Source organism: Halomonas garicola (assembly GCF_031935715.1).
Classification (GTDB): domain Bacteria; phylum Pseudomonadota; class Gammaproteobacteria; order Pseudomonadales; family Halomonadaceae; genus Vreelandella; species Vreelandella garicola.
In genome coordinates, this window is record NZ_JASSZF010000025.1 from 1 (window position 1) to 23,108 (window position 23,108).

A 23,108-nucleotide genomic window follows, 5' to 3' on the forward strand; every position below is an offset into this window, starting at 1 on the left:
GGTGATTTGTCACCCACCCAGGCAAGCGCCCACATGAATTACCTGATCAACTTGTTAAAGAGCGTCTCGCTAACACCACTCGCCGGCGATGACCTGCCGCGGCGGCTGCGAGGAAGGCGTATTTTACACGCCTTGAAGCGCTTGTCAACGGCTTGAATTAAACCGCGTAACTGACTGACAAACAAGGCCTTTTTTGGGCCCTATCACCGCCGGTGACGCTTGGCGTCGCCGGCAGCGGATGCGTACTGTACGGCCTGAGGAGAGCTTACGCAAGGGGGTGCCAAAAAGAAATCAAAAAGCCGCCATCGGCGAGGCGCGAAAAAGCATATCGGCTTGGGGAGCGCTTGCGAGTAAACTGGGCCCACCGTTATTCATACACTGCGCTAGCTTAACCCAGGCTACCGCTTGCCTGCCTTACTTAGGGAGCCCCTTGATGAACCCGCACCTGCTTTCCATTGACTCGCTGGACCGCGGCCGCGTCGACCATCTGCTGCAGGTGGCCGGCCGCATGGAGCCCATCGCCAGCCGCCGCCAGGTCACCCGGATACTGGAAGGGGCGGTGCTGGGCAACCTCTTTTTCGAGGCCAGCACCCGCACCCGCGTCAGCTTCAACGCCGCGTTCTGCCGCCTGGGCGGCAGCGTCTGCGACACCACCGGCTTTACCTTCTCGTCCATGGCCAAGGGCGAGTCGCTGTACGACACCAGTCGGGTCATGAGCGGCTACTGCGACGCTATCGTGATGCGCCACCCCGAGCAGGGCTCGGTGGCCGAGTTTGCCAACGCCACCAACGTGCCCGTAGTCAACGGCGGCGACGGGCCGGGGGAGCACCCCAGCCAGGCGCTTCTCGATCTTTACACCATCGACAAGGAGTTTACCCGGCGGGGGAAATCGCTTTCGGGCGCGCATATCCTACTCACCGGGGACCTGCTCCACGGCCGCACGGTGCATTCGCTGATCAAGCTTTTGTCGCTGTACCCGCCGATGCGTATCACCCTGGTCGCCCCGCCCGGGCTTGCCATGCCCCCGGCACTAGTGGAACTGGTGGCCTCCCGCGGGCATCAGGTGGAGCAGCGCGACAGCCTGGCCAGCGACTTTGGCGACCTGGACGTGGTGTACACCACGCGCATTCAAAAGGAGCGTTTTACCAGCGAGCTGAGCGAGGCCTTCGACGGCGTGTCCGCCGACTTCGTGGTCAACAAGGGCTTCATGGATCAGCGCTGCACCGCGGATACTATCGTCATGCACCCGCTGCCTCGGGACAGCCGCCCCGATGCCAACGACCTGGACGTGGACCTGAACGGCGACCCCAGGCTTGCCATTTTTCGCCAGACCGACAACGGCATCCCCATGCGCATGGCAATTTTTGCCACGCTGCTGCAGGTAGAAGACTTGATTGAAAAGGACATGCGCCCGGTGCGCTGGTTTGTGCCCGAGCGGCTGGGCACCCGGGACGACTGAACCGCCTGGGGCGAGGGTTAGTCGGACACGCGCCCGCCGGGCAACCCTTCCCGGTGGGCAAACCAGCCTTCCAGAATCAGCACGGCGGCAATGCCATCGACGCTGTCGTGACGATAGTCGCCCTTGTGGCCGGCCTCCCGGGCAATCTGCTTGGCCTCCCGGGTTGAGCCGCGCTCGTCCACCATCCGGCAGGGCTTGCCGTAGCGGCCGTGAAGCCGGTTGCCAAACTTGCGCGCGCGTGCGCTCATCTCGGACTCGCTGCCGTCCATGTGCAGCGGTAGGCCAACCACCAGAAGGTCGGGCTGCCATTCGTCCAGCAGACGGGATACCCGGTTCCAGTCGGGAATCCCGTCCCGGGCGACAAGCGGCTCAAGCTCCCGGGCGCTTTGCAGCATTTCGTTGCCGACCGCTACGCCAATCCGCCGGGCGCCAAAATCAAACGCCAGCACCAGCCGCTGGCCTTCAGCGGCCATCAGGCGTGCCCGGCATCGGGGGTCATCAGGTTAAGATCGACGCCGAGGATGCCGGCGGCGGCGCCCAGGCGTTCGGCCGGCGGCGTTTCGAACAGCACGCTGGACTCCCCCTCGACGATCAGCCAGGCATTATCCTTGATCTCGTCTTCCAGCTGGCCCACGTCCCAGCCGGAGCAGCCCAGGCAGACAATGAAGCGCTCGGGGCCTTCGTTATTGGCCAGCGCCTGCAGCATGTCCATGGAGGTCGTCAGCGCCAGCTCGTCGGTCACCTGAACGCTCGAGTCCCAGTCATCGCTTTTGCCGCGGTGAAGGATGAAACCGCGGTCCTTGTGCATGGGGCCGCCGTAGTACACCGGCGCGCTGCGATGCAGGCTCTGGCCGCCGCCCAGCTCCAGCTGCTCGAACAGCGCGTCGAGGGTGATATCCAGCGGCCGGTTGGCGATGACCCCCATGCTGCCGTTGTCGTCGTGGTCGCAGAGATACACCAGACTGCCGGCGAAGTGGGACTCGTCCATATGCGGCATGGCCAACAGGAAATGATTCTTCAGGCTTTGCATGGATCTCCTAGTGCCGCCGGGGGCGCCGGCGGCTAAACGTTTGTCGATGACCGGGCGGTGGTCTCAGCGCATCGCGTCCAGACGCCGGGCTACCGCATCCAGCAGCTGATCGGCGATGCGGGTGCCGCGCTGATTGTCGATTTCGCGCACGCAGGTGGGGCTGGTGACGTTGATTTCGGTGATGTAGTCGCCGATGACGTCGAGGCCGACAAACAGCAGCCCCAGCTTTTTAATCGCGGGCTTGACCTGATCGACCAGCCAGCGGTCGCGGTCGGTCAGCTCACGGCTTTCGCCGCGCCCGCCGGCGGCCAGGTTGCCCCGGGTTTCCCCCGCCAGAGGCAGGCGCGCCAGGCCGTAGGGCACCGGCTCGCCGTCGATCAATAGAATGCGCGTGTCGCCGTCCTTGATCGCAGACAGGTAACGCTGGGCCATGACCTGGCGCGTGCCGTCCAGGGTCAGCTGCTCGATCACCGAGCCCAGATTACGGCCGTCCGGCGCGATGTGGAAAATCCCGCTGCCGCCCATGCCGTCGAGCGGCTTGAAGATGACGTCGCCGTGCTCGGCGTGAAACGCCCGCAGGACGTTGTCCCGGGCGGAAACCAGCGTCGGCGCGCAGCACTGGGGAAACTGCTGGGCAAACAGCTTCTCGTTGCAGGTCAAAATCGCCTGGGTGGGATTGACGATCAGCACGCCTTCGCGCTCGGCAAAGCCCAGCAAATGCACCGCGTGGGTGAAGTCGGCGTCGACCGGGGGATCCTTGCGCATGAAAATGACGTCGAGCTCGGCCAGCGGCCGGGAATCGGCTTCGCCCAGATCAAACCAGTGGTCGGGGTCGCGATGCACCGTCAGCGGCCGCATCCGCGCGTAGGCCTGCCCGGCGTTGAGAAACAGGTCTTCCTGCTCCATGTAGTGCAGCTGATAACCACGGTCCTGGGCGGCCCACAGAATGGCCATGGTGGTATCTTTCTTGTAGGCAACGTCGATGATGGGATCCATCACCACACCCAGATGCAGGTTTGACTGGCTCATCGCAACAACCATTCGGGATAGAGCGCGCCGGGCCGGCGCGCCCGTGGGTAAATGACAGGCCTGCAGTATGCCTGACGCCGCGCGCGGCACCAAGCGGCGGCCGGATCAGTCCAGCGCGCCGGGCACCAGACGCACGGCATGGGGCTCAAGGGTGATCAGCTGGCGTTTGTACAGCCGCCCGATGGCCTGCTTGTAGGCGCTTTTGCTCACCCCCAGCCGCGCCTTGATGTCCGCCGCGGCGCTTTTATCGCCCAGCGGCAGATAGCCCCCGCTTTCGCGCAGCGCCTTGAGCACCCTGTCGCCGACCACGTCCAGCCGCGCGCTGCCCGGGGGCAGCAGGGAAATATCCACACGGCCGTCGTCCCGGCGCTGCTTGACGAAGCCGGGCAGCGTTTGACCCCGGCGCAGGGGCTGGCTGACGTCGTCGGCGTAGATCAGGCCCCAGTAGCGGTGGTTGACCACCACCTTCATCCCCAGGTCGGTGCGCTCGGCCACCACCAGGGTCACCGCCTCGCCGCTCTGAAGCGCCCAGGCGTCGTCGCTCAGAAAGCGCTCGAGGCGCATGGACGCCACCGGCCGCCCCTGATCATCCTCATACAGCATGACCAGCACGCGCTTGCCCGGGTCAGGGCGGAACAGCTGCTCGCTAAACGGCAGCAGCACGTCCTTGGGCTGCCCCCAGCGCAAAAACGCGCCGACGTGGGTGACCGCCGTCACCGGCAGATACGCCACCTCGCCAATGCGGGCGGCGGTATCCGTCGCGCTATAAGCGGGGCCAGGAGTCTCGTTGGGCATAGCAAAAACGTCCTTCTCAAAGGTCGCCGAAGCGGTACTGCAACAGCGTAAGCGCGGCCACGGGGGCGGTTTCGGTACGCAGAATGCGCGGTCCAAGCGTCAGCGGGGCAAACTTCGCCGCCTCTGCCGCCGCGACGTCCTCGGCCGAAAGCCCGCCCTCGGGGCCGATCAGCAGCGCCGCCGTCGCGGGGGCAACAGCGGCCTCAAGCGCGCTGTCCGTTGCCGGGTGCAGCATCAGCCGCAGCGGCTCGTCGCGCGCCTTAAGCCAGTCGCCCAGGCGCTGGGGCGGGTGTACCGGCGGCAGCGTCGCCCGCCCGCACTGCTCGCAGGCGCTGGCGGCCACGGCCTGCCAGTGGGCGAGCTTTTTGGCTTCGCGCTCGCCCTTCAGGCGCACGTCGCCCCGGGGGGTATAAAGCGGGGTAATCGCCGCGACGCCAAGCTCGACGGCTTTCTGGATCGCGTAGTCCATGCGGTCGCCCTTGGAGATCGCCTGGCCCAGATGCACGGCCAGCGGCGACTCGCCCGCCCCCGGCCACACGGCCTCCACGCGCACCCGGGCCTGCTTGCGCGTAACCTCGATCAGCCGCACGCCGGCTTCCACCCCCGCACCGTCGAACAGCACCAGCGGCGCATCCAGGCCCAGGCGCAGCACCCGGGTCAGATGGCGCGCCGGGCCCTCGGGCAGCGTGACGTCAGCCCCGGGCTCAAGCACCGCCGGCACGTAAAGGCGCGGCATCCGGCCGTTGGCGGCGTACCAGTCGGCAGCCTGCACGGCCTACTCGGCGCTTTGTGCCTGGGCCTCGCGCTGCTTGCGCTGGGCGTACATGGCGTCAAAGTTGACCGGGGCAAGCATCAGCGGAGGGAACCCGCCGCGATTGACGAGGTTGTCCACGCACTCACGAGCATAGGGGAAGAGAAGGTTGGGGCAAAAGGCGCCCAGGGTCTGGTCCAGCTGCTCGCCTTCAATGCCGGCAATGCGGAACAGCCCGGCCTGCTCGATCTCGGCCAGAAACGAGGTGGTGCCGGTTTCGCTGTCGTTGACCTGGGCGGTCACCTTGATGGTGACCTCGTACTGGTCGTCGGCAGTCTGCGCGCTGGTGGTATTCAGGTCCAGATTGACCTTGGGCTTGAACGGCTGCTTGAACACCTCGGGCGAGTTGGGCGCCTCGAAGGAAATGTCCTTGACGTAAATGCGCTGCAGCGAAAACGTAAGCTTCTGCTTGTTGTCGTCCGCCGCGCCGGCCTGTTGGGGGTTGGTGTCTTCCGCCATGTGAAACTCCTGAAAGGGTCGTTCTACGAAGGTCGTGCCGGCCACGCCGGCGCCGATGCGCTTATTTTTTCACTACCGGGAGGCCGTCGGCCTGCCACTGCCCTATGCCGCCGTTGAGCTTCAACGCTCGCTCGAAGCCGGCCTTGGCAAGCTTGGCCTGAGCCACGCCCGAGCTCTGGCCGTGCTTGCAAACGATGATCACCGGCTTGTTCTTGGCCTTGCCCAGTTCGTTCATACGGTCATCCAGCTTGCTCTGGGGAATATGCTGGGCCCCGGCAATATGGCCGGCCTTGAATTCCTTGTCTTCGCGAATATCCAGCACTACGGCATCTTCGCGATTGATCAGCTGCGTGGCCTCGCTGGAGGTCACGCCGTTGCCGGCGGCGCGGCGCGTTTCGTAAAAAACCCAGGCCAGCAACACCAGTAAAAAGGCCCCCACCAGCAGCAAGTGGTTTTGGGAAAACTCCAGTAGCCGTTCGATTATCTCCGACATCGCGCGCTCAATCTCTAGGTCAATAGTGGGTCAACAAACAGTAAAAAAATCACCGCCGGCAGCGACCTTGCTGCCGACAAGCGCCCCAGTATACACACCCCGAAGCAACACGAGCAGGCCCCGCCATGACGACAGCGACCCCCCTGCGTTATGATGCGAACAACTTGCATCCGCCGCGACGTTGAGCCACGCCTGCGCTCGGCCTAATGACGAGAGGTCTTCATGGACACTACCCCCACGCCGCGCCCGGTGGCGCTGATCATCCTCGACGGCTACGGCCACAACCCGGACAGCCGGCACAACGCCATTGCCGGCGCGCACACGCCGAACATGGACCGCCTCTGGGCCGATCGCCCCCGGGCCTTCGTTCACACCGACGGCCACCACGTCGGGCTTCCCGACGGCCAGATGGGCAACTCCGAGGTCGGCCACATGAACCTCGGCGCCGGGCGCATCGTGTTTCAGGATTTTACCCGGATCACCCAGGCCGTGGAAAACGGCGACCTTGACCTCAACACGGCGCTGACCACCCCCATCGACGACGCCGTCGAGCACGGCCGGGCCGTTCACCTCATGGGGCTACTCTCTCCCGGCGGCGTGCACAGCCACGAAGACCACATCATCGCGCTTGCCGAGCTTGCCGCCCGCCGCGGCGCTCAGCGCATTTATCTTCACGCTTTCCTCGACGGCCGCGACATGCCGCCGCAAAGCGCCATGGCCTCGCTCGAGCGGGCCAACGCCCGGCTTTCCGAGCTGGTCGGCCCCGACAACGGCTTTATCGCCTCTGTCATCGGGCGCTTTTACGCGCTTGACCGCGACAACCGCTGGGAGCGCGTGGCCCAGGCCTACGAGCTGCTCACCGAGGGCAAGGCCGACTTTACCGCCATCGGCGCCGAAACCGCCCTGCGCGAGGCCTACGCCCGGGGCGAAACCGACGAGTTCGTCGCCGCCACCAGCATGCGGGTCCACGGCGCTCCGGTAGTGATCGAGGACGGCGACGCGGCGATCTTTGCCAACTTTCGCGCCGACCGCGCCCGGGAGCTCGCGCGAGCCTTTGCCGACCCCGACTTTGACGGCTTTGCGCGCACCTCGCGCCCGGTGCTCGCCGGCGAAGGCCTGGTGATGATGACCGAATACGCCGACGACATCCCCGCCCCGATCGCCTTCCCCCCGGACCACCTGGCCGACACCCTGGGCGAAGTGGTCTCCCGGCGCGGCCTCAGGCAGCTGCGCATCGCCGAGACGGAAAAATACCCCCACGTAACGTTTTTCTTCTCCGGCGGCCGCGAAGAGGAGTTCGACGGCGAAACCCGCATTCTAAAGCCCTCGCCCCAGGACGTGCGCACCTACGACGAAAAGCCGGAAATGAGCGCCTTTGAGGTCACCGACAGCCTGATCGGCGCCATCGACGACGACAGCTATGACCTGATCATCTGCAACTACGCCAACGGCGACATGGTGGGCCACACCGGCGACTACCAGGCCGCCGTCCAGGCCATCGAAACCGTCGACCGCTGCGTGGGTCGCGTGGTCGAGGCCATCGAGCGTGCCGGCGGCGCCTGCCTGGTCACCGCCGACCACGGCAACGCCGAGCAGATGGTGCACCCGGTCACCGGCGCGCCCCAGACCGCCCACACTACCTTCCCCGTGCCGCTGGTGTACGTAGGCAAGCGCCAGGGCGAGCTGGAAGACGGCCGGCTATGCGACCTGGCGCCGACCCTGCTGACCCTGATGAATCAGGAGATTCCCCCGGCGATGACCGGTAAATCGCTGATTCGGCTAAGCTGAGTGCCCTTTCGGCCGACCCGGCGGCGCTACGCCATCGGCGCGCTGGCGCTGCTGTTAGCGCTCGCCCTGCCGGCTCACGGGCGCCCCGACGAAGCCGCCGCCCGGGAAAAGCTCGACGCCCTGGGCGAGGAAATCCAGACGGCATCAAAGCGCCTTGGCGCGACCGGCGAGGCGCGCAGCGACGCCGAAGACAAGCTGCGCGAAGTAGAAGAAGCGCTTGCCGATATCCACGAACGGCTGGATGACGTCCAGGCCAAACGGCGCCGCCTGACCGAGGAAAACCGGGCGCTGAAAAAACGGCGTCAACGCCTGGAAACCACCCGCCAGGCCCAGGTGGAGGCGCTTGGCGAGCAGCTGGCCGCGCTATACCGCCTGGGCGACGCGCCGCAGCTAAAGCTGCTGCTCAACCAGGGCGACCCGGCCAAGGTTGACCGCATGCAGGCCTACCTCAACCGCCTGAGCCAGGCGAGAAAAAAGCGCCTCGCCGACATCGCCCGGCTGGACGAGGCGCTGAGCGAAAACGCCGCCGAGCTTGACCAGCGCCAACGGCGCCTGGAGGCGGTCAACGCCGACCTGAAAGAAGAAAGCGCGACCCTTGCCAAGCGCACCGCCAAACGCCGCGAGCTTCTGGCCGACATCGGCCGGCGCGAAGAAAGCCAGAGCCACCATCTGGCCAAGCTCAAGGGCGACCGCGAAGAGGCCGAAGCGCGCCTGCGCGAGATCCGCGAGCAGATGGCCAGGTTATCGAGCCCCACGCCCAGCACCCAGATGACCGAGACCCGGGGCGATCTCCCCTGGCCCGTTCAGGGCACGCTGCGTACGGGCTTCAAGCGCCGGGACGGCGTGCACCACAACGGCATCATCATCGGCGCGGCAGCCGGCAAGGAGGTCAAGGCCGTCCACGCCGGCCGGGTGGTATTCGCCGACTGGATGCGCGGCTTTGGCAACCTGCTGATCATCGACCACGGCGATCACATCATGACGCTTTACGCCCACCTTCAGCGGTTTGACCGACAGCCCGGCGCCCGGGTGGAAAGCGGCCAGACCATCGGCCGAGTGGGCAATACCGGCGGCCAGCCCCGGGCCGCGCTATACTTTGAAGTCCGCCGCAGCGGCAAGCCCATCGACCCCGGGCGTTGGATTGCACGTCGCTGAGGGGATAAGCTTGCGCCACTGACGTTTTTCCGGCGGCGCCCCGCCGCCTTTCGCCCTGCGGAGCCACCATGACGCCATTTGCCTTCCCGCTACTGCTCACTTCCCGGCGCTTTCTGGCCGCCGTGCTGCCTGCCGCCATGCTGGCCCTGCCGCCGGCAGCCGCCGCCACGCCGGAGGCGGATCCCGGGAGCGATGCGCTGCCGCTGGAAGACATCCAGACCTTTGCCGAAGTGTTCGAGCACATCAAGCGCGCCTACGTCAAAGACATCGACGATCGCACCCTGTTGCGCAACGCCATGCGCGGCATGCTCAACGAGCTGGATCCGCACTCCACCTACCTCGACGAAGAGCAGTACAAAAGCCTGCGCGAAACCACCGAGGGCGAATTTGGCGGTATCGGCATCGAAGTCGGCATGGAGGACGACCGGCTCACGGTGATCACGCCCATCGACGACACCCCGGCCTCCCGGGCGGGGCTTGAGTCCCGGGACGTGATCATGCGCATCGACGGCACCTCTACCGACGGCCTTTCCCTGCACGAGGCGGTTAATCTGATGCGCGGCGAACCCGATACCGAGCTCGAGATTACCGTGCTGCGCGAGGGCGAAGACAGCCCGCGCCAGCTCACCCTGACTCGGGAAAATATCCGCACGGAAAGCGTCAAGCACGAGCTGCTGGCGTCGGGCTACGGCTACCTGCGCATCAGCCAATTCCAAACGCGCACCGCCGAACAGGCGCTCCAGGCCATCGACGACATGCAGGAGCAAAGCGACGGCCGTACCCTGGACGGCCTGGTGCTGGACCTGCGCAACAACCCCGGCGGCGTGCTGCAAAGCGCGGTCGACGTCGCCGACCTGTTTCTCAATCACGGCCGGGTGGTGTACACCGAGGGCCGCCTGGACAATAGCGAGATGTCGTTCTCCGCCAACCCGAGCACGCCCGCCGGCGACGTCTCGCTGGTGGTGCTGATCAACGGCGGCAGCGCCTCGGCCGCGGAAATCGTCGCCGGCGCCCTTCAGGACCAGCGCCGCGGCGTGATCATGGGCACCGAAAGCTTCGGCAAGGGCTCAGTGCAACAGGTCATGCCGCTTGGCGAGAACGAAGGCCTCAAGCTCACCACCGCGCTTTACTACACGCCCAACGGCCGCTCGATCCAGGCCCAGGGCATCGAGCCCGACGTCAAGGTGGTGCGCGGGCGGCTGGAAATCGCCGACAGCACCTTCGAGCTGCGCGAAGCCGATCTCGAAGGCCACCTGGACGCCCCGGGCGGCGCCGGCGGAGCCGACGCCGCCAGCTCGTCGCGCCTGCGCGACGACTACCAGCTGAGCGAGGCGCTCAACCTGCTCAAGGCGCTCAACGTCGTCGACCGCCGGGGGCGCTAACGGCAGCTCGCGGGCAGGCGGCCACGCTCGCCGGTCGCCTGGCGCATGATTGTCCGCTTCAGCGGCACCAGCCGATCAAGGCTGCTCATGCCGACGTTGCGCGCCAGCAGCACGCCGGGGTGGCGCGTGTCGAACAGGGTCTTGAAGCCCTTCATCAGCTTAAGCATCGCGGCGTTATCCGCCCGGCGGCGGCGCTCGAAGCGCTTGAGCAGCCGGGCGTCTCCCCAGGGCGCGCCGCGCTTGAAGGCGGCGACCACCTCTTCGGCGAGCACGGCGGCGTCCATCAGCCCCAGGTTGACCCCCTGCCCCGCCAGCGGGTGGATGCTGTGCGCGGCGTCGCCCACCAGGGCAAAGTTGGGCGCCGTATAGCGCCGGGCATGGCGCTGCACCAGCGGCAGCCGATACGCCCTGTCGCAAACCTCGACCTCGCCCAGGCGATGCTCAAGCGCTGCCCCCAGCGTCTCGCCCAGCGCTTCGGGCGTCATCGCTTCAAGCTCCCGGGCCCGCTCGGGCGCCACCGACCAGACAATCGAGCAGTAGCGCTCGTCGCCCGCCACCGTCAGCGGCAAAAACGCCAGCGGCTGGCCGTTGACGAACGCCTGCCGCGCCGTTGCCCCGTGGGGGCGCTCGCAGCGCACCGTGGTGACCACCGCGTGCTGGTGCATGTCGTCTTCGACGACGTCGATTTCCGCCATGTCGCGCAGCGCCGAGCGCGCGCCGTCGGCGGCAATCACCAGCGGGGCGCCAAGCGTGCGCCCGTCGTCAAGCTTTAGCCAGCGCCCGGTCGCGGAGGTCTGCAGCGCGGCGACGCGCTTGCCGTAAAACGTCGTGACGCCGAGGTGGTCGAGCACCCGGGCGTTCAACGCCGCCGTGGTCAGGTTGTTTTCGACAATGTAGCCAAGCGCGGCCACGCCGGCCTCGTCGGCGCTGAAGGCGATTTCCCCGCTACCGTCGGCGTCCCAGACGCGCATGTGGCGATAGGGCGTCACCCGTCTCTGGGCCATCGCCGGCCAGGCGCCCAAGTGCTCCAGCAGCCGCACGGAGACCGGCGACAGCGCACTGACCCGAGGCGCCGGCGCCTCGCCGAGCGTATCCAGAATCAGAGGCCGGGGCTGCGCCTCGACCAGCCCGACGCGCATGCCGGCGTCCGCCAGCAGCGCACACAGCGCCGTTCCCACCATGCCGTTGCCCACGATCAAAGCATCGAACGTCGTCGCCGGCGGCCCGTTTGCCGTAGTTGTTTCCGTTGTCGTCACTTGCGTTGCCTCGTCATCAGGGCGCCCGCCTCCGGGCGCGGAGGAAAATCAGCGCTCAAGCCCCATGGCCCGGCGGGCCATATCGCGCCGCAGCGGCCCGGCCAGGTTGAGGCCGATGAGCCCTGCCGCCCGGGCCTGGGGCAGCAGCGGAAACCGCGCGCCAAACAGGCGGATCAGCCCGTCGCTGAAGCGCACCACGTCGCGCCGGTCCCGGGCGCGCTTACGATCAAAGGCGCCAAGGGTCGCCATGTCGCCTATCGCGGCCCCCGCCGCCAGGCTGTCGGTCAGGGTTTCCACCAGGTCCACCACCCCCCGCAGCGCCAGGTTGAAGCCCTGGCCGGCCACCGGGTGCAGCGCGTGGGCGGCGTTGCCCAGCACCGCAAGCCCCGGGCGCACGGTTTCTTCCGCGGTCACCAGGGACAGCGGGTAGACATAGCGCTTGCCCACCCGGGTAAAACGCCCGGCGCGGTCGCCGAACGCCCGCTGCAGCGCGGCGAGAAAGTCGCCGTCAGGCAGCGTCATGCGCGCCTTTTCCTCACCGGCCGGGTGCGTCCACACCAGCTCCATGGCGTTGCCCGGCAGCGGCAGCAGCGCCATCGGCCCCTCGGCGGTAAAGCGCTCGTAGGCCACGCCGCGGTGGGGCTCGCTTATCGCCACGTTGGCAATCAAAGCCGTTTGATCATAGTCCGCCGCGCGGCTGGGAATACCCAGCTGCTCCTTCAGCCCCGAGCGCCCGCCGTCGGCCAGCACCGTCAGCCCGGCAGTCAGCGTGCTGCCGTCCGACAGCGCCAGCCGGTGGCCCGCGGACGTCGGCGCTATGTGCTCCACCGTCGCCGGGCAGTGCCAGTCAAGCTCGATCCCGGCAAGCTTGTGATGCAGCACCCGCCCCATCCAGGCGTTGGGGATGACATGGCCCAGCGCCTCGACGCTGACGTCTTCGGCATCGAGTCGCGTCACCCCCAGCCGCCCGCGCTCGCTGATGTGGATACGGCGGATCGGCTCGGCCTCGCGCCGCATGGCCCGCCACACTCCCAGACGATGAAAGCGCTCCGCCGAGCCTTCGGCAATAGCGCTGGCCCGGGCATCGAAGCTGGGCTGCCACTCGGTTGGCTGCGGCGCGGCCGGCAGCGGCGCGGCCTCGATGATCGCCACCCTGAGGCCGTAGCGCTCGATCAGCGGGGCCAGCGCACAACCCAGGCTGGCCCCCACCAGGCCGCCGCCCACGATGACCATATCGTGGGTGAGCGGCTGCGCGGGTGTCTCCATAGCAGACTCCTAAACGGCTGTTTTATCTCTATATTTCCTGCCAAAGCGCACGACGGGAAGAAGGAAATTAGCCGTAACGTAAATTACGTAATTAAAATAACGTCAAAACCAAAACGGTTACTTATTGGCCATTAGCGCCTCAATATCCGCCATCTGCTTGGGCACGCCGGCGGTGAGCACCTCGTGGCCCTCAGCGGTGACCGCGACGTCGTCCTCGATGCGGATGCCCATTCCCCGGTAGGCCTCGGGAATATCCGCGTCGTCGGGAATATAAAGACCGGGCTCCACGGTGAGCACCATGCCGGCTGCAAGCGGCAGCGGCGTGCCGTCGGCCTGGCGGTAGTCGCCCACGTCGTGGACGTCGAGCCCCAGCCAGTGCGAGGTCGAATGCAGGTAAAAGCGCCGGTAGCTATCGTCAGCAATGCGCTCATCGACGCTTCCGTCAAGCAGCCCCAGCTCGATCAGCCCCGCAGTCATGTCGCGCACCACGCCCCGGTGGATGTCGATCAGCGTAGCACCGGGGCGAATCGCCGCCACGGCGTTTTCCTGGGCGGTGAGCACGGCCTGGTAGAGCCTGCGCTGGGCGGCGCTGAAGGTGCCGCTAACGGGAAAGGTGCGGGTAATATCGCCGGCGTAGAGGTCAAACTCGGCGCCGGCGTCGATCAGCACCAGATCGCCGTCATTGAGCGAGGCGCTGTTTTCCACGTAGTGCAAAACGCAGGCGTTGGCGCCGCCGCCGACAATGGTGCTGTAGGCCGGAGCGCTTCCGCCCTGCCAGACGAATTCGTGCTCCAGCTCGGCCTGGAGCTGGTATTCAAAAAGCCCCGGCCGGCTGGCGCGCATGGCGCGGCAGTGGGCCCGGGCGGATATCTCGGCGGCATGACGCATCAGGTCAAGCTCCTGGGCCGTCTTGACCTGGCGCATGGCGTGAATCAGCGGGCTGACGTCGTGAAAGCCGCTCACCGGCGCGACGCCCCGGCGGCGGCCGGCGGCGGCCTCGGCGTAGGCCTGCTCGGCCAGCGCCATGGCCTCGGGGTCCTCAAAGGGCAGGTAAAGCTGCTCGCGGCCGGACAGCAGCGCGTCGAGCTGTTCGTCGCGCTCGGCGTTTTCGAACGCCTCGTCCACCCCGTGCTCGGCGACCATGCCGGCTGCGCCCAGCCGCCGCCCCGTCCAGGCCTCAAGCGTCGGGTCGCGGTCCTGGCAGAACACCACCGCCTCGCCGGCGTCGCGGCCGGGCAGCAACAGCAGCAGCGCGTCGGGCTCGACGATGCCGGTGAGATAGTAAAAGTCGCTGTTCTGGCGAAAGGCGAACTCGCTGTCCCGGGAGCGGGTGACAAGGCCCGCGCCGGGCACCAGCACGGCCGCATTAGCGGGCAGCTCAGCCATCAGCGCGGCGCAGCGCGCGGCGTAGACATCGGGGGAAATCGCCGCCGGGCGCGGCATGGACTCGGGTAGCATGAAGACTCCTGGTTGGTGAGGGGAAGGTGTTCGAGCGAAAGGCGCTAGTGCAGCGTCGCGTCGCTTTGCTCCACCTGGGGCTGGCCGGGATGCTGCTCGGTATACAGCATCATGGCGGCCATCCGCGCGTGTTCGGTGAGCGCGAAAAGGTCGTTTTCGTTTTCCGGGCTGTCGTCGATAGCGGTTTCCATCTGGGTAAGCGCCGGCAGGTCGTCGAGCGCCTCGCGCAGGGCGGCAGACCACTGCTTGCGCAGGGCGTCATCGACGGTTTCATCGAGCGCTTCGATAAAGCCAAGCGTCCATTCCTGCAGGCCCTGGGCCTGCTCGGCCAGGGAAAACAGCTCGTCGGGCAGCAGCGGCTCGTAGTTCATTTCGCTGGCGCCCAGGGCCTCGACGGTCTGTCGGCGCCAGCCCAACAGCCGCTCGGCGCTGGCCGCGTCCCGGGGCTGCTCGATCCCCAGGCTCGAGCACACCTCGTCCAGCCAGGCCTCGGCGCTAACGTCCTTGAGCGCCAGCAGCGCACACAGCCGGCCGTCGAGAAAAGCCGGCGACTGCATGCTGCCATGCAGCAGAAACACGTCGGCAATAGCGGAAAAATCCTGGCGTTCGTCGATCAGGGACATAAAAAAGCGATCCGTTGAAACAGAAGTTGAAACAGAAGTTGAAACAGAGTAAGAAAAGGCGACACGGCAAGCGCGATGGTCAGGGTTGCGCGTTGACCCCGGCGCGCAGGCTCTCTTATAGTTAAGCGGCTTGTAGCGTCCGGCACCGGCTCGCGCCGGCCCGGACCAAGCCTCGCTTTACTTGCCCATACGGGCATGTTAACGCATAGATCCCTCGATGGCCTGCGCTGGAGCAACGGATGAGTGACGCCAAGCGTCCAACCACAGAAATCACCCTGCTGGGGCGGTATTACACCATCGCCTGCGACCCGGGGACAGAAGACAAGCTGGAACGCGCCGCGCGCTATCTGGACCGCGCCATGCACGGCATCCAGTCGCAAAGCGCTGCCCTGAGCAACGACCGGGTCACGGTCATGGCCGCGCTCAACATTACCCACGAGCTGCTTGAAACCCTGGACGAGCAGCGCGACCGCGAGGCCGAGCTTACCCGCCTGGGCGAGCGCCTGGACGAGGCGCTGAAAAAAGACCGGGAATGATCCCCCGGCTCTCCATAGCAAAGCGACATTATGGCTGGATATGCCCACGGGATCCGGGGACAGGTCGTAAAGGGGGTTCTACGCCAGGGATGGCGTAGGTAGCGTCCAGGGATGGATTCACAGCGCCCCCTTGTAGGCCTGTCGCCGGATCCGATTAAAAGCCCCGATCAACGATGATCGCCTGCTCGCTTGAGCCCCGCTCTTTGGCCTGAGGGCGGGCCTCTGGTAAGATGGAGGCGTTCTCTGGGGTGTGCGCCAGTCGTTATAGTCCCTCGAGCCTATGCGTAATACCCAGGGAGGCCAAAAGCTAGCCGAGCCCGTGTGCATGTCCGTGCGACGGAAAGCCTGACGGCTCGGCTGCGGCCACCCACCTGAACCTCAAGGTTCAGGGCCAGAACGACAGCGGCACTCTGGAGAACCCTTTTTAACAAGCCTTTTTTGGCACGCTTTGTTTGAAAAGCCCTTTTCTTCCCGTTAACCACCTTCAGACCATGCCGACAGCGCCGCCTGCCCAGGCGAAAAACACCCTGCGCCGAGAGCTGAGACGCCGCCGCCGGGCCCTCACCGCCCGCGAACAGCGCGCTGCCGCTTCTGCCCTGTGTCGCCGGCTGAAAACCCTGCCCGAACTGCTCCGCGCCCGCCGCGTTAGCCTGTACCTGCCCGTGGGCGGCGAAATCGACCCATTACCCCTGCTCCCCTGGCTATACCGTCGCGGGGTCAACGTCTATCTGCCCGTGCTGCGCCCGTTCTCCGCCAACTCGCTGTGGTTCGTGGCCTACCGGCCGGGCACGCCCATGGTGAAAAACCGCTTCGGCATCCGCGAACCCGCCATCGCCTTTGGCGCCCGCCGCGCCAATCGCCTGCCGGCCTGGGCGCTGGATACCCTGATCGTCCCGCTGGTGGGCTTCGATACCGACGCCAACCGCATGGGCATGGGCGGCGGCTTTTACGACCGCACGCTCGCCTTCATGCGCCACCGGCGCCCGGCGCCGGCGCTGATCGGCGTCGCCCACGCCTGCCAGCAGGCCGAAGCGCTTCCCGTGGAGCCCTGGGACATCCCGCTGACCGCCATCGCCACCGACACCGCCGTGGTGCGACCGCGCAAACGCGTGAGACGGTAACTTGCCCTTCCACAATTTCACAGCGGCTCAGCACCCGATTCCCTCAGCTTATCGGGCCTCTCTTGACCTTCAACAGGCCCTTTTCGACCCCAAATGCCTCGTCAAAAACCCAAATTGAAATTTTTTCTGGAAATCGTTAATGTCCCGCTAGTTTACTTTTGGTGTATTCTTGTGGTGTAAGTAAACCGAAAGAGGGTGCACCATGCTCGGACAACGTATTCGACAGGCCCGCCTTGCCGCTGACCTGACGCTTGAAGCGTTGGGCAACGAGCTGGGTGTGACCAAGGCAGCCATACAAAAATATGAGCGAGGTTCATCGACTCCGGACTCCTCGAAACTGCTCGCCCTTGCCAAGACATGTGGTATTCGCACAGAGTATTTTTTCCGTCAGTCCACGGTAGAGCTATCGGGGATTGAGTTCCGCAAGAACGTTGATTTTGGCAAGCGGCGTTCAGAAGCTGCAAGGATTCGCATTGCGGAGATGGCTGAAAAGCGTGTCGAAATTCTCGACGCGTTTCCTGAATCGCCCATCCCCGACTTCGCAGTGCCTGATGGCATACCCGAGCGCATAGAAGCACTGGAAGACATCGAGGCAATGGCAGAGCGTGTGCGTCGTGCCTGGCATTTGGGGATGAACCCCATTGCTGACCTGACGGCTGAGCTGGAATCCTTCGGCTTGCTAGTCATGGCGATTGACGTCGAACATCCGGGATTTTCGGGTATGACGGCTACCGCACTGGCCGCCGACAAGTCATACCATGTCATTGCTGTGTCATCTCGCTGGCCCGGAGATCGCCAGCGGTTCACGCTGGCCCACGAACTAGCCCATATCGTTTTGGCTGGCCGTCTGGCTAACGGAGTAGATGAGGAAAAGGCCTGCGACCGCTTCGCGGGGGCTTTCCTGGCCCCTAAAGAAGCAGTAATCAAGGAGCTCGGGGCGCAGCGCAAACGCCTTGAGCCGCTTGAGCTATACCGTCTTAAGCATGAATACGGGCTTTCCATGATGGGCTGGCTGATACGGGCTTTTCAGTGTGGTGTGATTGGCGAAGATACACGGCTTCGGACAATGAAGGCTTTTTCCCGGCGCGGATGGCGAACCCGGGAACCCTGGGATGCGTTACCAGCGGAAACACCCCGTCAGTTTGAACAGCTGGTATATCGGGCGTTGGCCGAGGACCACATTACAGAGACAAAAGCAGCGGGGCTACTGGACATCTCACGCATGCGCTTTTACCAGGAGCGTTTTATGGAGCCGGTAGATGCTGCTGCTCATCAGTGACGCCAACGTCATCATTGATCTCGATGCGGGAAATATTCTCCCCACCCTTTTCAGGCTCCCTTACCGTTTCGCCATGCCCGACATCCTTTACTTCGACGAGATTGAGGAGGGGAGTCCGGGTTTGACTGACCTGGGTCTAAAGATACTCACGGTAGAATCGAAATACGTCGAATATGCTAGCGAGCTGGGGATAATGTATGGCGACGAACCCGGGTTCTACGACCGCTTGGCTCTGGCGTTGGCCAAGCAGGAGGCCTGCCCACTGGTCACGGGCGATCTAAGGCTACGAGCCGTAGCCAGCAAGGAGGGAGCCGAGATCAGAGGGACACTTTGGGTGCTAACCGAGATGATTGAGTGTGGTTTTTTGACCAAAGAAGAAACCCGCGGCGCAGTGGAGCGAATGAAAAACAAAAAGCGCCGGCTGCCCTGGGACGATGTAGAAAAGCATATCGATAAAGCGACGTACAGCGCCAAATAAAGCCACTGGCCTTAACCGTTTGCCATTCATGCTGAGTGTCCGCCCGGTTTCATTAACCATCGCCGCTTAGCCGAGCGGAGCTTCTCGGGAACAACTCGATGAGGTTAAAAACCCACCTAGCCCCCGGCTAACGCCTGGGCGTAGCCCGTGACGAGAACGCCCAGGGCAAATACGAGGGTGAGGGCCGTGATCATGTCCGGCTTTTTACGACGCATACCGCTTCTCCCAAAAGACACAAGCGCCCGAGAAACTCCCGCTCGGGCGGTACAGCGTCGGGAACTAAAAACGCCGCATCAGCGTTTTTAGTGACGCTTTTCATTATCAACTCGAGACTATAAGGCGCGACGCCGTCCCTTGACAACAGGGCAGGCGGCCTTCCCCCGCCCCGTTTCCGACAAAAGGAGCAAAGCCGCTCAGGCCATGAACAGCCGGTAAGCCGGATTATCGCTTTCCTCCCAGTAGCGATAGCCGATGGCATCCAGGTGCTCTTCCACGTGGTCGCTGTCGCCGTTGGGCACCTGGATGCCCACCAGCACCCGGCCGTAGGCGGCGCCGTGGTTTCGGTAGTGGAACAGCGAAATGTTCCAGTCGTGGGGCAGCTGGGTCAGGAAGTTCATCAGCGCACCCGGGCGTTCGGGAAACTCAAAGCGATACAGCGCCTCGGCCACGTTGGCGCTGGGGCGCCCGCCGCTCAGATGGCGGATATGCACCTTGGCCAGCTCGTTGTCGGTCAGGTCCTCTACCTGGTAGCCGGCCTCCCGCAGCTTGTCGATCACCGCCTGGCGGTCGCCGCCGCCGGGCTTGACCTGCACGCCGACAAAGATGTGCGCGTTGCTGTCGTCGGCGTAGCGGTAGCTGAACTCGGTCACCATGCGCTTGCCCAGGGTGCGGCAGAACTTCTTGAAGCTGCCGGGCTTTTCGGCAATGGTCACCGCCAGGATGGCCTCGCGCTGCTCGCCAAGAGAAGTGCGCTCGGCGATGTGCTGGAGGCGGTCAAAGTTGGTGTTGGCGCCGGAGTTGATGCACATCAGCGTCTCGCCCTCGGCGCCGGTCTGCTGGATATACTTTTTCAGCCCGGCAAGCGACAGCGCCCCGGAGGTTTCGGAGACTGCCCGGGTATCCTCGAAGATATCCTTCACCGCGGCGCACATTTCATCGGCGGTGACGGTAATCACCTCGTCCACCAGCCCCTGCATCAGCTTGAACGGCACTTCGCCGGTGCACGCCACGGCCACGCCCTCGGCAAATACGCCGACCTGGTCCAGCGTCACCCGCTCGCCGGCGGCGAGCGCCGCCTTGAGGCTGGCGCTGTCTTCGGACTCCACGCCGATCACCTTGATGTCCGGGCGCAGGTACTTGACGTAGGCCGCCACGCCGGCGATCAGCCCGCCGCCGCCCACGGGCACAAAGATCGCGTCCAGCGGCCCGCTGTGCTGGCGCAGCATTTCCACCGCCACGGTGCCCTGGCCGGCGATGACGTCGATGTCGTCGAAGGGGGGAATATAGGTGTAGCCGTGCTCCTCCACCAGCGTCTGGGCGTGCTCCGCTGCTTCGCTGAAGGCGTCGCCCCTGAGCACTACCCTGGCACCCCGGGCGCGCACCGCGGCGACCTTGATTTCCGGGGTGATGCGCGGCATCACAATGGTCGCCTTCACGCCCATTTGCTTCGCCGCCATGGCCAACCCCTGGGCATGGTTACCCGCCGAGGCGGCGATCACGCCCTTGGCCTTCTGCTCGTCGTCAAGCTGCGCCATCTTGTTGTAGGCGCCGCGAATCTTGAAGGAATACACCGGCTGCAGATCTTCCCGCTTAATCAGAATGGTGTTGTTGAAGCGGCGTGAAAGAAACGGGGCGGGGGAAATCGGGGTCTCGCAGGCGGCGTCGTAAACACGGGCCTGGAGGATCTTCTTCACGGTAGCTTCGAGCATTCTGGTATCTCACGGGAAAGGGCCGCACGCCGGCGGATGAAAAGAGGATGACTCGCTTGTCGTACAAAAAGCAGGCAACCCGCTATTGTTAGCAGATCGACACCCGGCGCGTCCAGACATTGGTATAAGCGTGGAGCCACGAGCGCCTTGCCAGGCATTGCGCTAATCCAGGACAATAACGGGTTCTCCTTTTCTCCTGAGGCGCCTGCATGCTTGCCGAACTCTTCGCGGTGATGGCCCCGGTACTCGCCGGGGCGGGTCTGGGCTTTTTCTGGGTGCGCCTGGGGCAGCCCTATCCGGTCGAGTTCGTCACCCGCCTGGTCTTCAATATCGGGACGCCGGCGCTGGTCATCGCCTCGCTTTCCAGCGCCGAGATCGAGGCCGGCAGCTTTGGCCGCACCATGCTCGCCACGGCGCTGGTGATCTGCACCATGGCGGCGATGACCTGGCCGCTGGCACGCCTGCTGCGCCAGGACTGGCGGGTGCTGCTGGCGCCGGCCATGTACCCCAACACCGGCAACATGGGCCTGCCGGTGGTGCTCTATGCCTTCGGCAGCGCCGGCTTCGCCTACGGCATCACGGTGATGGTCACCGTCTCGCTGTTCCAGTTCACCCTGGGCTCGGTGATGGCCAGCAACGGCGGCAACCCGCTGCGCACCCTGGTGCGCACGCCAACCGTCTACGCCATCCTGCTGTCGCTGGTCCTGCTGCTTACCGACACCGCCCTGCCCTTGTGGCTCGCCAATAGCGTCGAGCTGATCTCGGGGTTTACCGTGCCGCTGATGCTGATCACCCTGGGCGTGTCGCTGGCCAGCATTCAGGTCAAAAGCCTGCGATCCGGCATCGGCTTCAGCCTGCTGCGCATCCCGGTGGCTGCGGCGCTGGCCTGGAGCATCGGCGCCCTGCTCGGCTTACCGCCGCTGGCCCACAGCATTGTGGTGCTGCAAATGAGCATGCCGGTGGCGGTGTTCAACTACCTGTTCGCCCAGAAGGCACGCCGCGAGCCGGAGTATGTCGCCAGCCTGGTGTTCTGCTCGACCCTGCTCTCGCTTCTCTATCTGCCGCTGCTGCTGGCCTGGCTGATGTAGGCCCACCCAGCATCTGGAGGAGACACGATATGCCCACCATGCGACGCAGGCTGACTATGCTACGCAGGCTAACCATCACCCTGTTGCTGAGCGGCCTGACCCTCGGCGCTCAGGCCCAGGCAGCCGAGACCCTGATCGAGCGCCTGGAGAGCGATCATCACACCCTGCGTCTGGAACGCATCGCCTCGGGCCTCGAGCACCCCTGGTCGCTGGTCTTTCTGCCCGGCGGCGACCTGCTGGTCAGCGAGCGCCCGGGACACCTGGCACGCATCGACCAGACGGGGCAGATTACCCGCCTGGACGGCGTTCCCGAGGTGAGCACCCGCGGCCAGGATGGCGGCGACAACTATGGCTGGCCGGTGGTCAGCCGCGGCAACGACTACGCCACCAATCAGCCCATCGGTCGTGACAGCGCGCCGGGCATGCGTGATCCGCTGCATGACTTCGACGGGCGCTTCGCCCCCTCGGGGCTGGCCGAGGTCACCGGCGACACCTTCTCCGCCTGGCAGGGTCACTTTCTGGCCGGCGGCCTGGCCAGCGAGCGCCTGGTCCGCTTGGCCCTGGAAGGTGATGACGTGGTGGAACATGAAATGGTGCTGGAGGGCGAGATCGGACGCATCCGGGACGTCCGTCAGGGTCCCGCCGGCGCCATCTATCTGCTTAAGGACGCCGCCGATGGAGCACTCTACCGACTGACGCCGGCGCTTCAGCCATAAGCCCATATCGGCAGCGCGGCATCGCGGCGCTATACTGTGCGCTTCACATCCGATGATTTTTCGACCCAGAGGCTTTATGACCCAGGACGCACTCAAGGCCGCCGTGGCCGACGCCGCCATCAAGGAAATCGAACCCTGGCTGGACAAGAACACCGTGCTTGGCATCGGTACCGGCTCCACCGTCAACCTTTTCATCGACCGGCTCCGGCCGCTGCGCGACAGCTTTCAGGGCGCGGTGGCAAGCTCCGAGGCCAGCGCCGAACGCTTGAAAGCGCTGGGCATCGATGTGCTGGATCTCAACAGCGCCGGCACCCTGCCGTTCTACATCGACGGCGCCGACGAAGTGAACGCTCACCTGCAGATGATCAAGGGCGGCGGCGCGGCCCTTACCCGGGAAAAAATCGTCGCCGCCTGCGCCACGCGCTTTATCTGCATCGCCGACGCGTCCAAGTACGTCGCCCAGCTGGGAGACTTTCCGCTGCCCGTCGAGGTCATCCCCATGGCGCGCTCCCACGTCGGCCGGGAGCTGGTCAAACTGGGCGCCGAGCCGGTCTACCGCCAGGGCGTCACCACGGATAACGGCAACCAGATCATCGACTGCTACGACTTCATGATCGACGACCCAATCGAAATGGAAGCCCGGCTCAACGCCATCGCAGGCGTGGTCACCAACGGCCTCTTCGCCGCCCGGGGCGCCGACGTGCTGCTTCTGGGCAAGGGCACCGGCGTTGAGCGTACGGCGCGGAGTTAAAGGCTCAGGTGGAGCTTTCCAGCTTCCTCAGGTTGGCGATGCGGCTGGCATACAGGCCAACTTTCGGGTGCCCGGGATACTCTTCCTTCAACGCGTCCAGCGCGTCGCTTGCCACTTGCAAGGCGGCGCTGAACTCCGGCCCCGTCCCCGCCTTGGCCGCCACGGCGGCACGCTTGATACGGCCTTCCACCGCCTTGGGCGTCATGG

General features: G+C 65.3%; 24 protein-coding genes and 1 other RNA gene. 12 read left to right on the forward strand and 13 right to left on the reverse strand.

Annotated features, from left to right (window positions below):
* The first annotated feature begins 433 nt into the window (after positions 1-433).
* Positions 434-1,459 (forward strand): aspartate carbamoyltransferase, encoded by a 1,026-nt coding sequence (gene pyrB / locus RS027_RS09750; protein WP_311956462.1) that lies wholly within the window; start codon positions 434-436, stop codon positions 1,457-1,459.
* 17 nt (positions 1,460-1,476) lie between these two features.
* Here the strand turns inward: pyrB and ruvX are convergent, their stop codons facing one another.
* From ruvX to RS027_RS09785, 7 genes are all read right to left on the reverse strand, one after another.
* Entirely contained in the window at positions 1,477-1,932 is a 456-nt protein-coding gene (gene ruvX / locus RS027_RS09755; RefSeq protein WP_311956463.1) for a Holliday junction resolvase RuvX, read from the reverse strand.
* The gene (locus RS027_RS09760) at positions 1,932-2,489 is read right to left on the reverse strand and encodes a YqgE/AlgH family protein (RefSeq protein ID WP_311956464.1); all 558 of its coding nucleotides are present in this window, start codon (positions 2,487-2,489) and stop codon (positions 1,932-1,934) included. The genes ruvX and RS027_RS09760 overlap by 1 nt, the downstream gene beginning before the upstream one ends.
* A 63-nt stretch (positions 2,490-2,552) precedes the next feature.
* Positions 2,553-3,518, reverse strand: a complete 966-nt coding sequence (gshB, locus tag RS027_RS09765; protein WP_311956465.1) for a glutathione synthase — start codon at positions 3,516-3,518, stop codon at positions 2,553-2,555.
* Between the two features lie 105 nt (positions 3,519-3,623).
* Entirely contained in the window at positions 3,624-4,313 is a 690-nt protein-coding gene (locus tag RS027_RS09770) for a CvfB family protein (protein WP_311956466.1), read from the reverse strand.
* Positions 4,314-4,329: 16 nt separating this feature from the next.
* On the reverse strand, positions 4,330-5,049 hold the full coding sequence (locus RS027_RS09775; RefSeq protein WP_311956503.1) for a 16S rRNA (uracil(1498)-N(3))-methyltransferase: 720 nt from the start codon (positions 5,047-5,049) through the stop codon (positions 4,330-4,332).
* A 39-nt stretch (positions 5,050-5,088) separates the two neighbouring features.
* Entirely contained in the window at positions 5,089-5,583 is a 495-nt protein-coding gene (secB, locus tag RS027_RS09780; protein WP_311956467.1) for a protein-export chaperone SecB, read from the reverse strand.
* Positions 5,584-5,644: 61 nt separating this feature from the next.
* On the reverse strand, positions 5,645-6,067 hold the full coding sequence (locus RS027_RS09785) for a rhodanese-like domain-containing protein (RefSeq protein ID WP_311956504.1): 423 nt from the start codon (positions 6,065-6,067) through the stop codon (positions 5,645-5,647).
* Between the two features lie 231 nt (positions 6,068-6,298).
* Between RS027_RS09785 and gpmI the strand changes: the two genes are divergently transcribed.
* The 3 genes from gpmI (at position 6,299) to RS027_RS09800 (ending at position 10,401) form a co-directional block, all read left to right on the forward strand.
* A complete protein-coding gene (gpmI, locus tag RS027_RS09790; protein WP_311956468.1) occupies positions 6,299-7,864 on the forward strand; it encodes a 2,3-bisphosphoglycerate-independent phosphoglycerate mutase in 1,566 nt (521 codons plus the stop codon).
* Entirely contained in the window at positions 7,865-9,019 is a 1,155-nt protein-coding gene (locus RS027_RS09795) for a murein hydrolase activator EnvC family protein (RefSeq protein ID WP_311956469.1), read from the forward strand.
* A gap of 68 nt (positions 9,020-9,087) precedes the next feature.
* On the forward strand, positions 9,088-10,401 hold the full coding sequence (locus RS027_RS09800) for a S41 family peptidase (protein ID WP_311956470.1): 1,314 nt from the start codon (positions 9,088-9,090) through the stop codon (positions 10,399-10,401).
* On the opposite strand, the gene RS027_RS09805 is transcribed toward RS027_RS09800, so the two are convergent.
* The 4 genes from RS027_RS09805 to RS027_RS09820 form a co-directional block, all read right to left on the reverse strand.
* Complete coding sequence (locus RS027_RS09805; RefSeq protein ID WP_311956471.1) at positions 10,398-11,657, reverse strand: UbiH/UbiF/VisC/COQ6 family ubiquinone biosynthesis hydroxylase; 1,260 nt, start codon at positions 11,655-11,657, stop codon at positions 10,398-10,400. The genes RS027_RS09800 and RS027_RS09805 overlap by 4 nt on opposite strands.
* Before the next feature lie 48 nt (positions 11,658-11,705).
* Positions 11,706-12,923: a 2-octaprenyl-6-methoxyphenyl hydroxylase gene (gene ubiH, locus RS027_RS09810; protein WP_311956472.1), complete on the reverse strand. Its 1,218-nt coding sequence runs from the start codon at positions 12,921-12,923 to the stop codon at positions 11,706-11,708.
* 117 nt (positions 12,924-13,040) lie between these two features.
* Complete coding sequence (gene pepP, locus RS027_RS09815) at positions 13,041-14,381, reverse strand: Xaa-Pro aminopeptidase (protein WP_311956473.1); 1,341 nt, start codon at positions 14,379-14,381, stop codon at positions 13,041-13,043.
* A gap of 44 nt (positions 14,382-14,425) precedes the next feature.
* Complete coding sequence (locus RS027_RS09820; RefSeq protein ID WP_311956474.1) at positions 14,426-15,004, reverse strand: UPF0149 family protein; 579 nt, start codon at positions 15,002-15,004, stop codon at positions 14,426-14,428.
* Between the two features lie 239 nt (positions 15,005-15,243).
* Here RS027_RS09820 and RS027_RS09825 point away from each other — a divergent pair, with 239 nt between their 5' ends.
* From RS027_RS09825 to RS027_RS09845, 5 genes are all read left to right on the forward strand, one after another.
* The gene (locus RS027_RS09825) at positions 15,244-15,540 is read left to right on the forward strand and encodes a cell division protein ZapA (RefSeq protein WP_311956475.1); all 297 of its coding nucleotides are present in this window, start codon (positions 15,244-15,246) and stop codon (positions 15,538-15,540) included.
* Between the two features lie 237 nt (positions 15,541-15,777).
* Positions 15,778-15,961, forward strand: a non-coding RNA gene (ssrS, locus tag RS027_RS09830) — 6S RNA.
* A 70-nt stretch (positions 15,962-16,031) separates the two neighbouring features.
* A complete protein-coding gene (locus tag RS027_RS09835) occupies positions 16,032-16,661 on the forward strand; it encodes a 5-formyltetrahydrofolate cyclo-ligase (RefSeq protein WP_311956476.1) in 630 nt (209 codons plus the stop codon).
* 202 nt (positions 16,662-16,863) lie between these two features.
* Positions 16,864-17,940 (forward strand): helix-turn-helix domain-containing protein, encoded by a 1,077-nt coding sequence (locus tag RS027_RS09840; protein WP_311956477.1) that lies wholly within the window; start codon positions 16,864-16,866, stop codon positions 17,938-17,940.
* Complete coding sequence (locus tag RS027_RS09845) at positions 17,921-18,418, forward strand: PIN domain-containing protein (RefSeq protein ID WP_311956478.1); 498 nt, start codon at positions 17,921-17,923, stop codon at positions 18,416-18,418. Before RS027_RS09840 ends, RS027_RS09845 begins: the two co-directional genes overlap by 20 nt.
* A 413-nt stretch (positions 18,419-18,831) precedes the next feature.
* Here the strand turns inward: RS027_RS09845 and ilvA are convergent, their stop codons facing one another.
* Positions 18,832-20,346: a threonine ammonia-lyase, biosynthetic gene (gene ilvA, locus RS027_RS09850; protein ID WP_311956479.1), complete on the reverse strand. Its 1,515-nt coding sequence runs from the start codon at positions 20,344-20,346 to the stop codon at positions 18,832-18,834.
* Between the two features lie 209 nt (positions 20,347-20,555).
* On the opposite strand from ilvA, the gene RS027_RS09855 reads away from it, so the two are divergent.
* The 3 genes from RS027_RS09855 to rpiA all read left to right on the forward strand — a co-directional run bounded on the left by RS027_RS09855 (position 20,556) and on the right by rpiA (position 22,901).
* On the forward strand, positions 20,556-21,434 hold the full coding sequence (locus RS027_RS09855) for an AEC family transporter (protein ID WP_311956480.1): 879 nt from the start codon (positions 20,556-20,558) through the stop codon (positions 21,432-21,434).
* A gap of 56 nt (positions 21,435-21,490) precedes the next feature.
* Entirely contained in the window at positions 21,491-22,150 is a 660-nt protein-coding gene (locus tag RS027_RS09860) for a PQQ-dependent sugar dehydrogenase (RefSeq protein WP_311956481.1), read from the forward strand.
* A gap of 76 nt (positions 22,151-22,226) precedes the next feature.
* A complete protein-coding gene (rpiA, locus tag RS027_RS09865; protein ID WP_311956482.1) occupies positions 22,227-22,901 on the forward strand; it encodes a ribose-5-phosphate isomerase RpiA in 675 nt (224 codons plus the stop codon).
* 4 nt (positions 22,902-22,905) lie between these two features.
* On the opposite strand, the gene RS027_RS09870 is transcribed toward rpiA, so the two are convergent.
* Positions 22,906-23,106, reverse strand: coding sequence for a hypothetical protein (locus RS027_RS09870; RefSeq protein WP_311956483.1), 201 nt, complete (start codon positions 23,104-23,106; stop codon positions 22,906-22,908).
* Positions 23,107-23,108 lie beyond the last annotated feature (2 nt).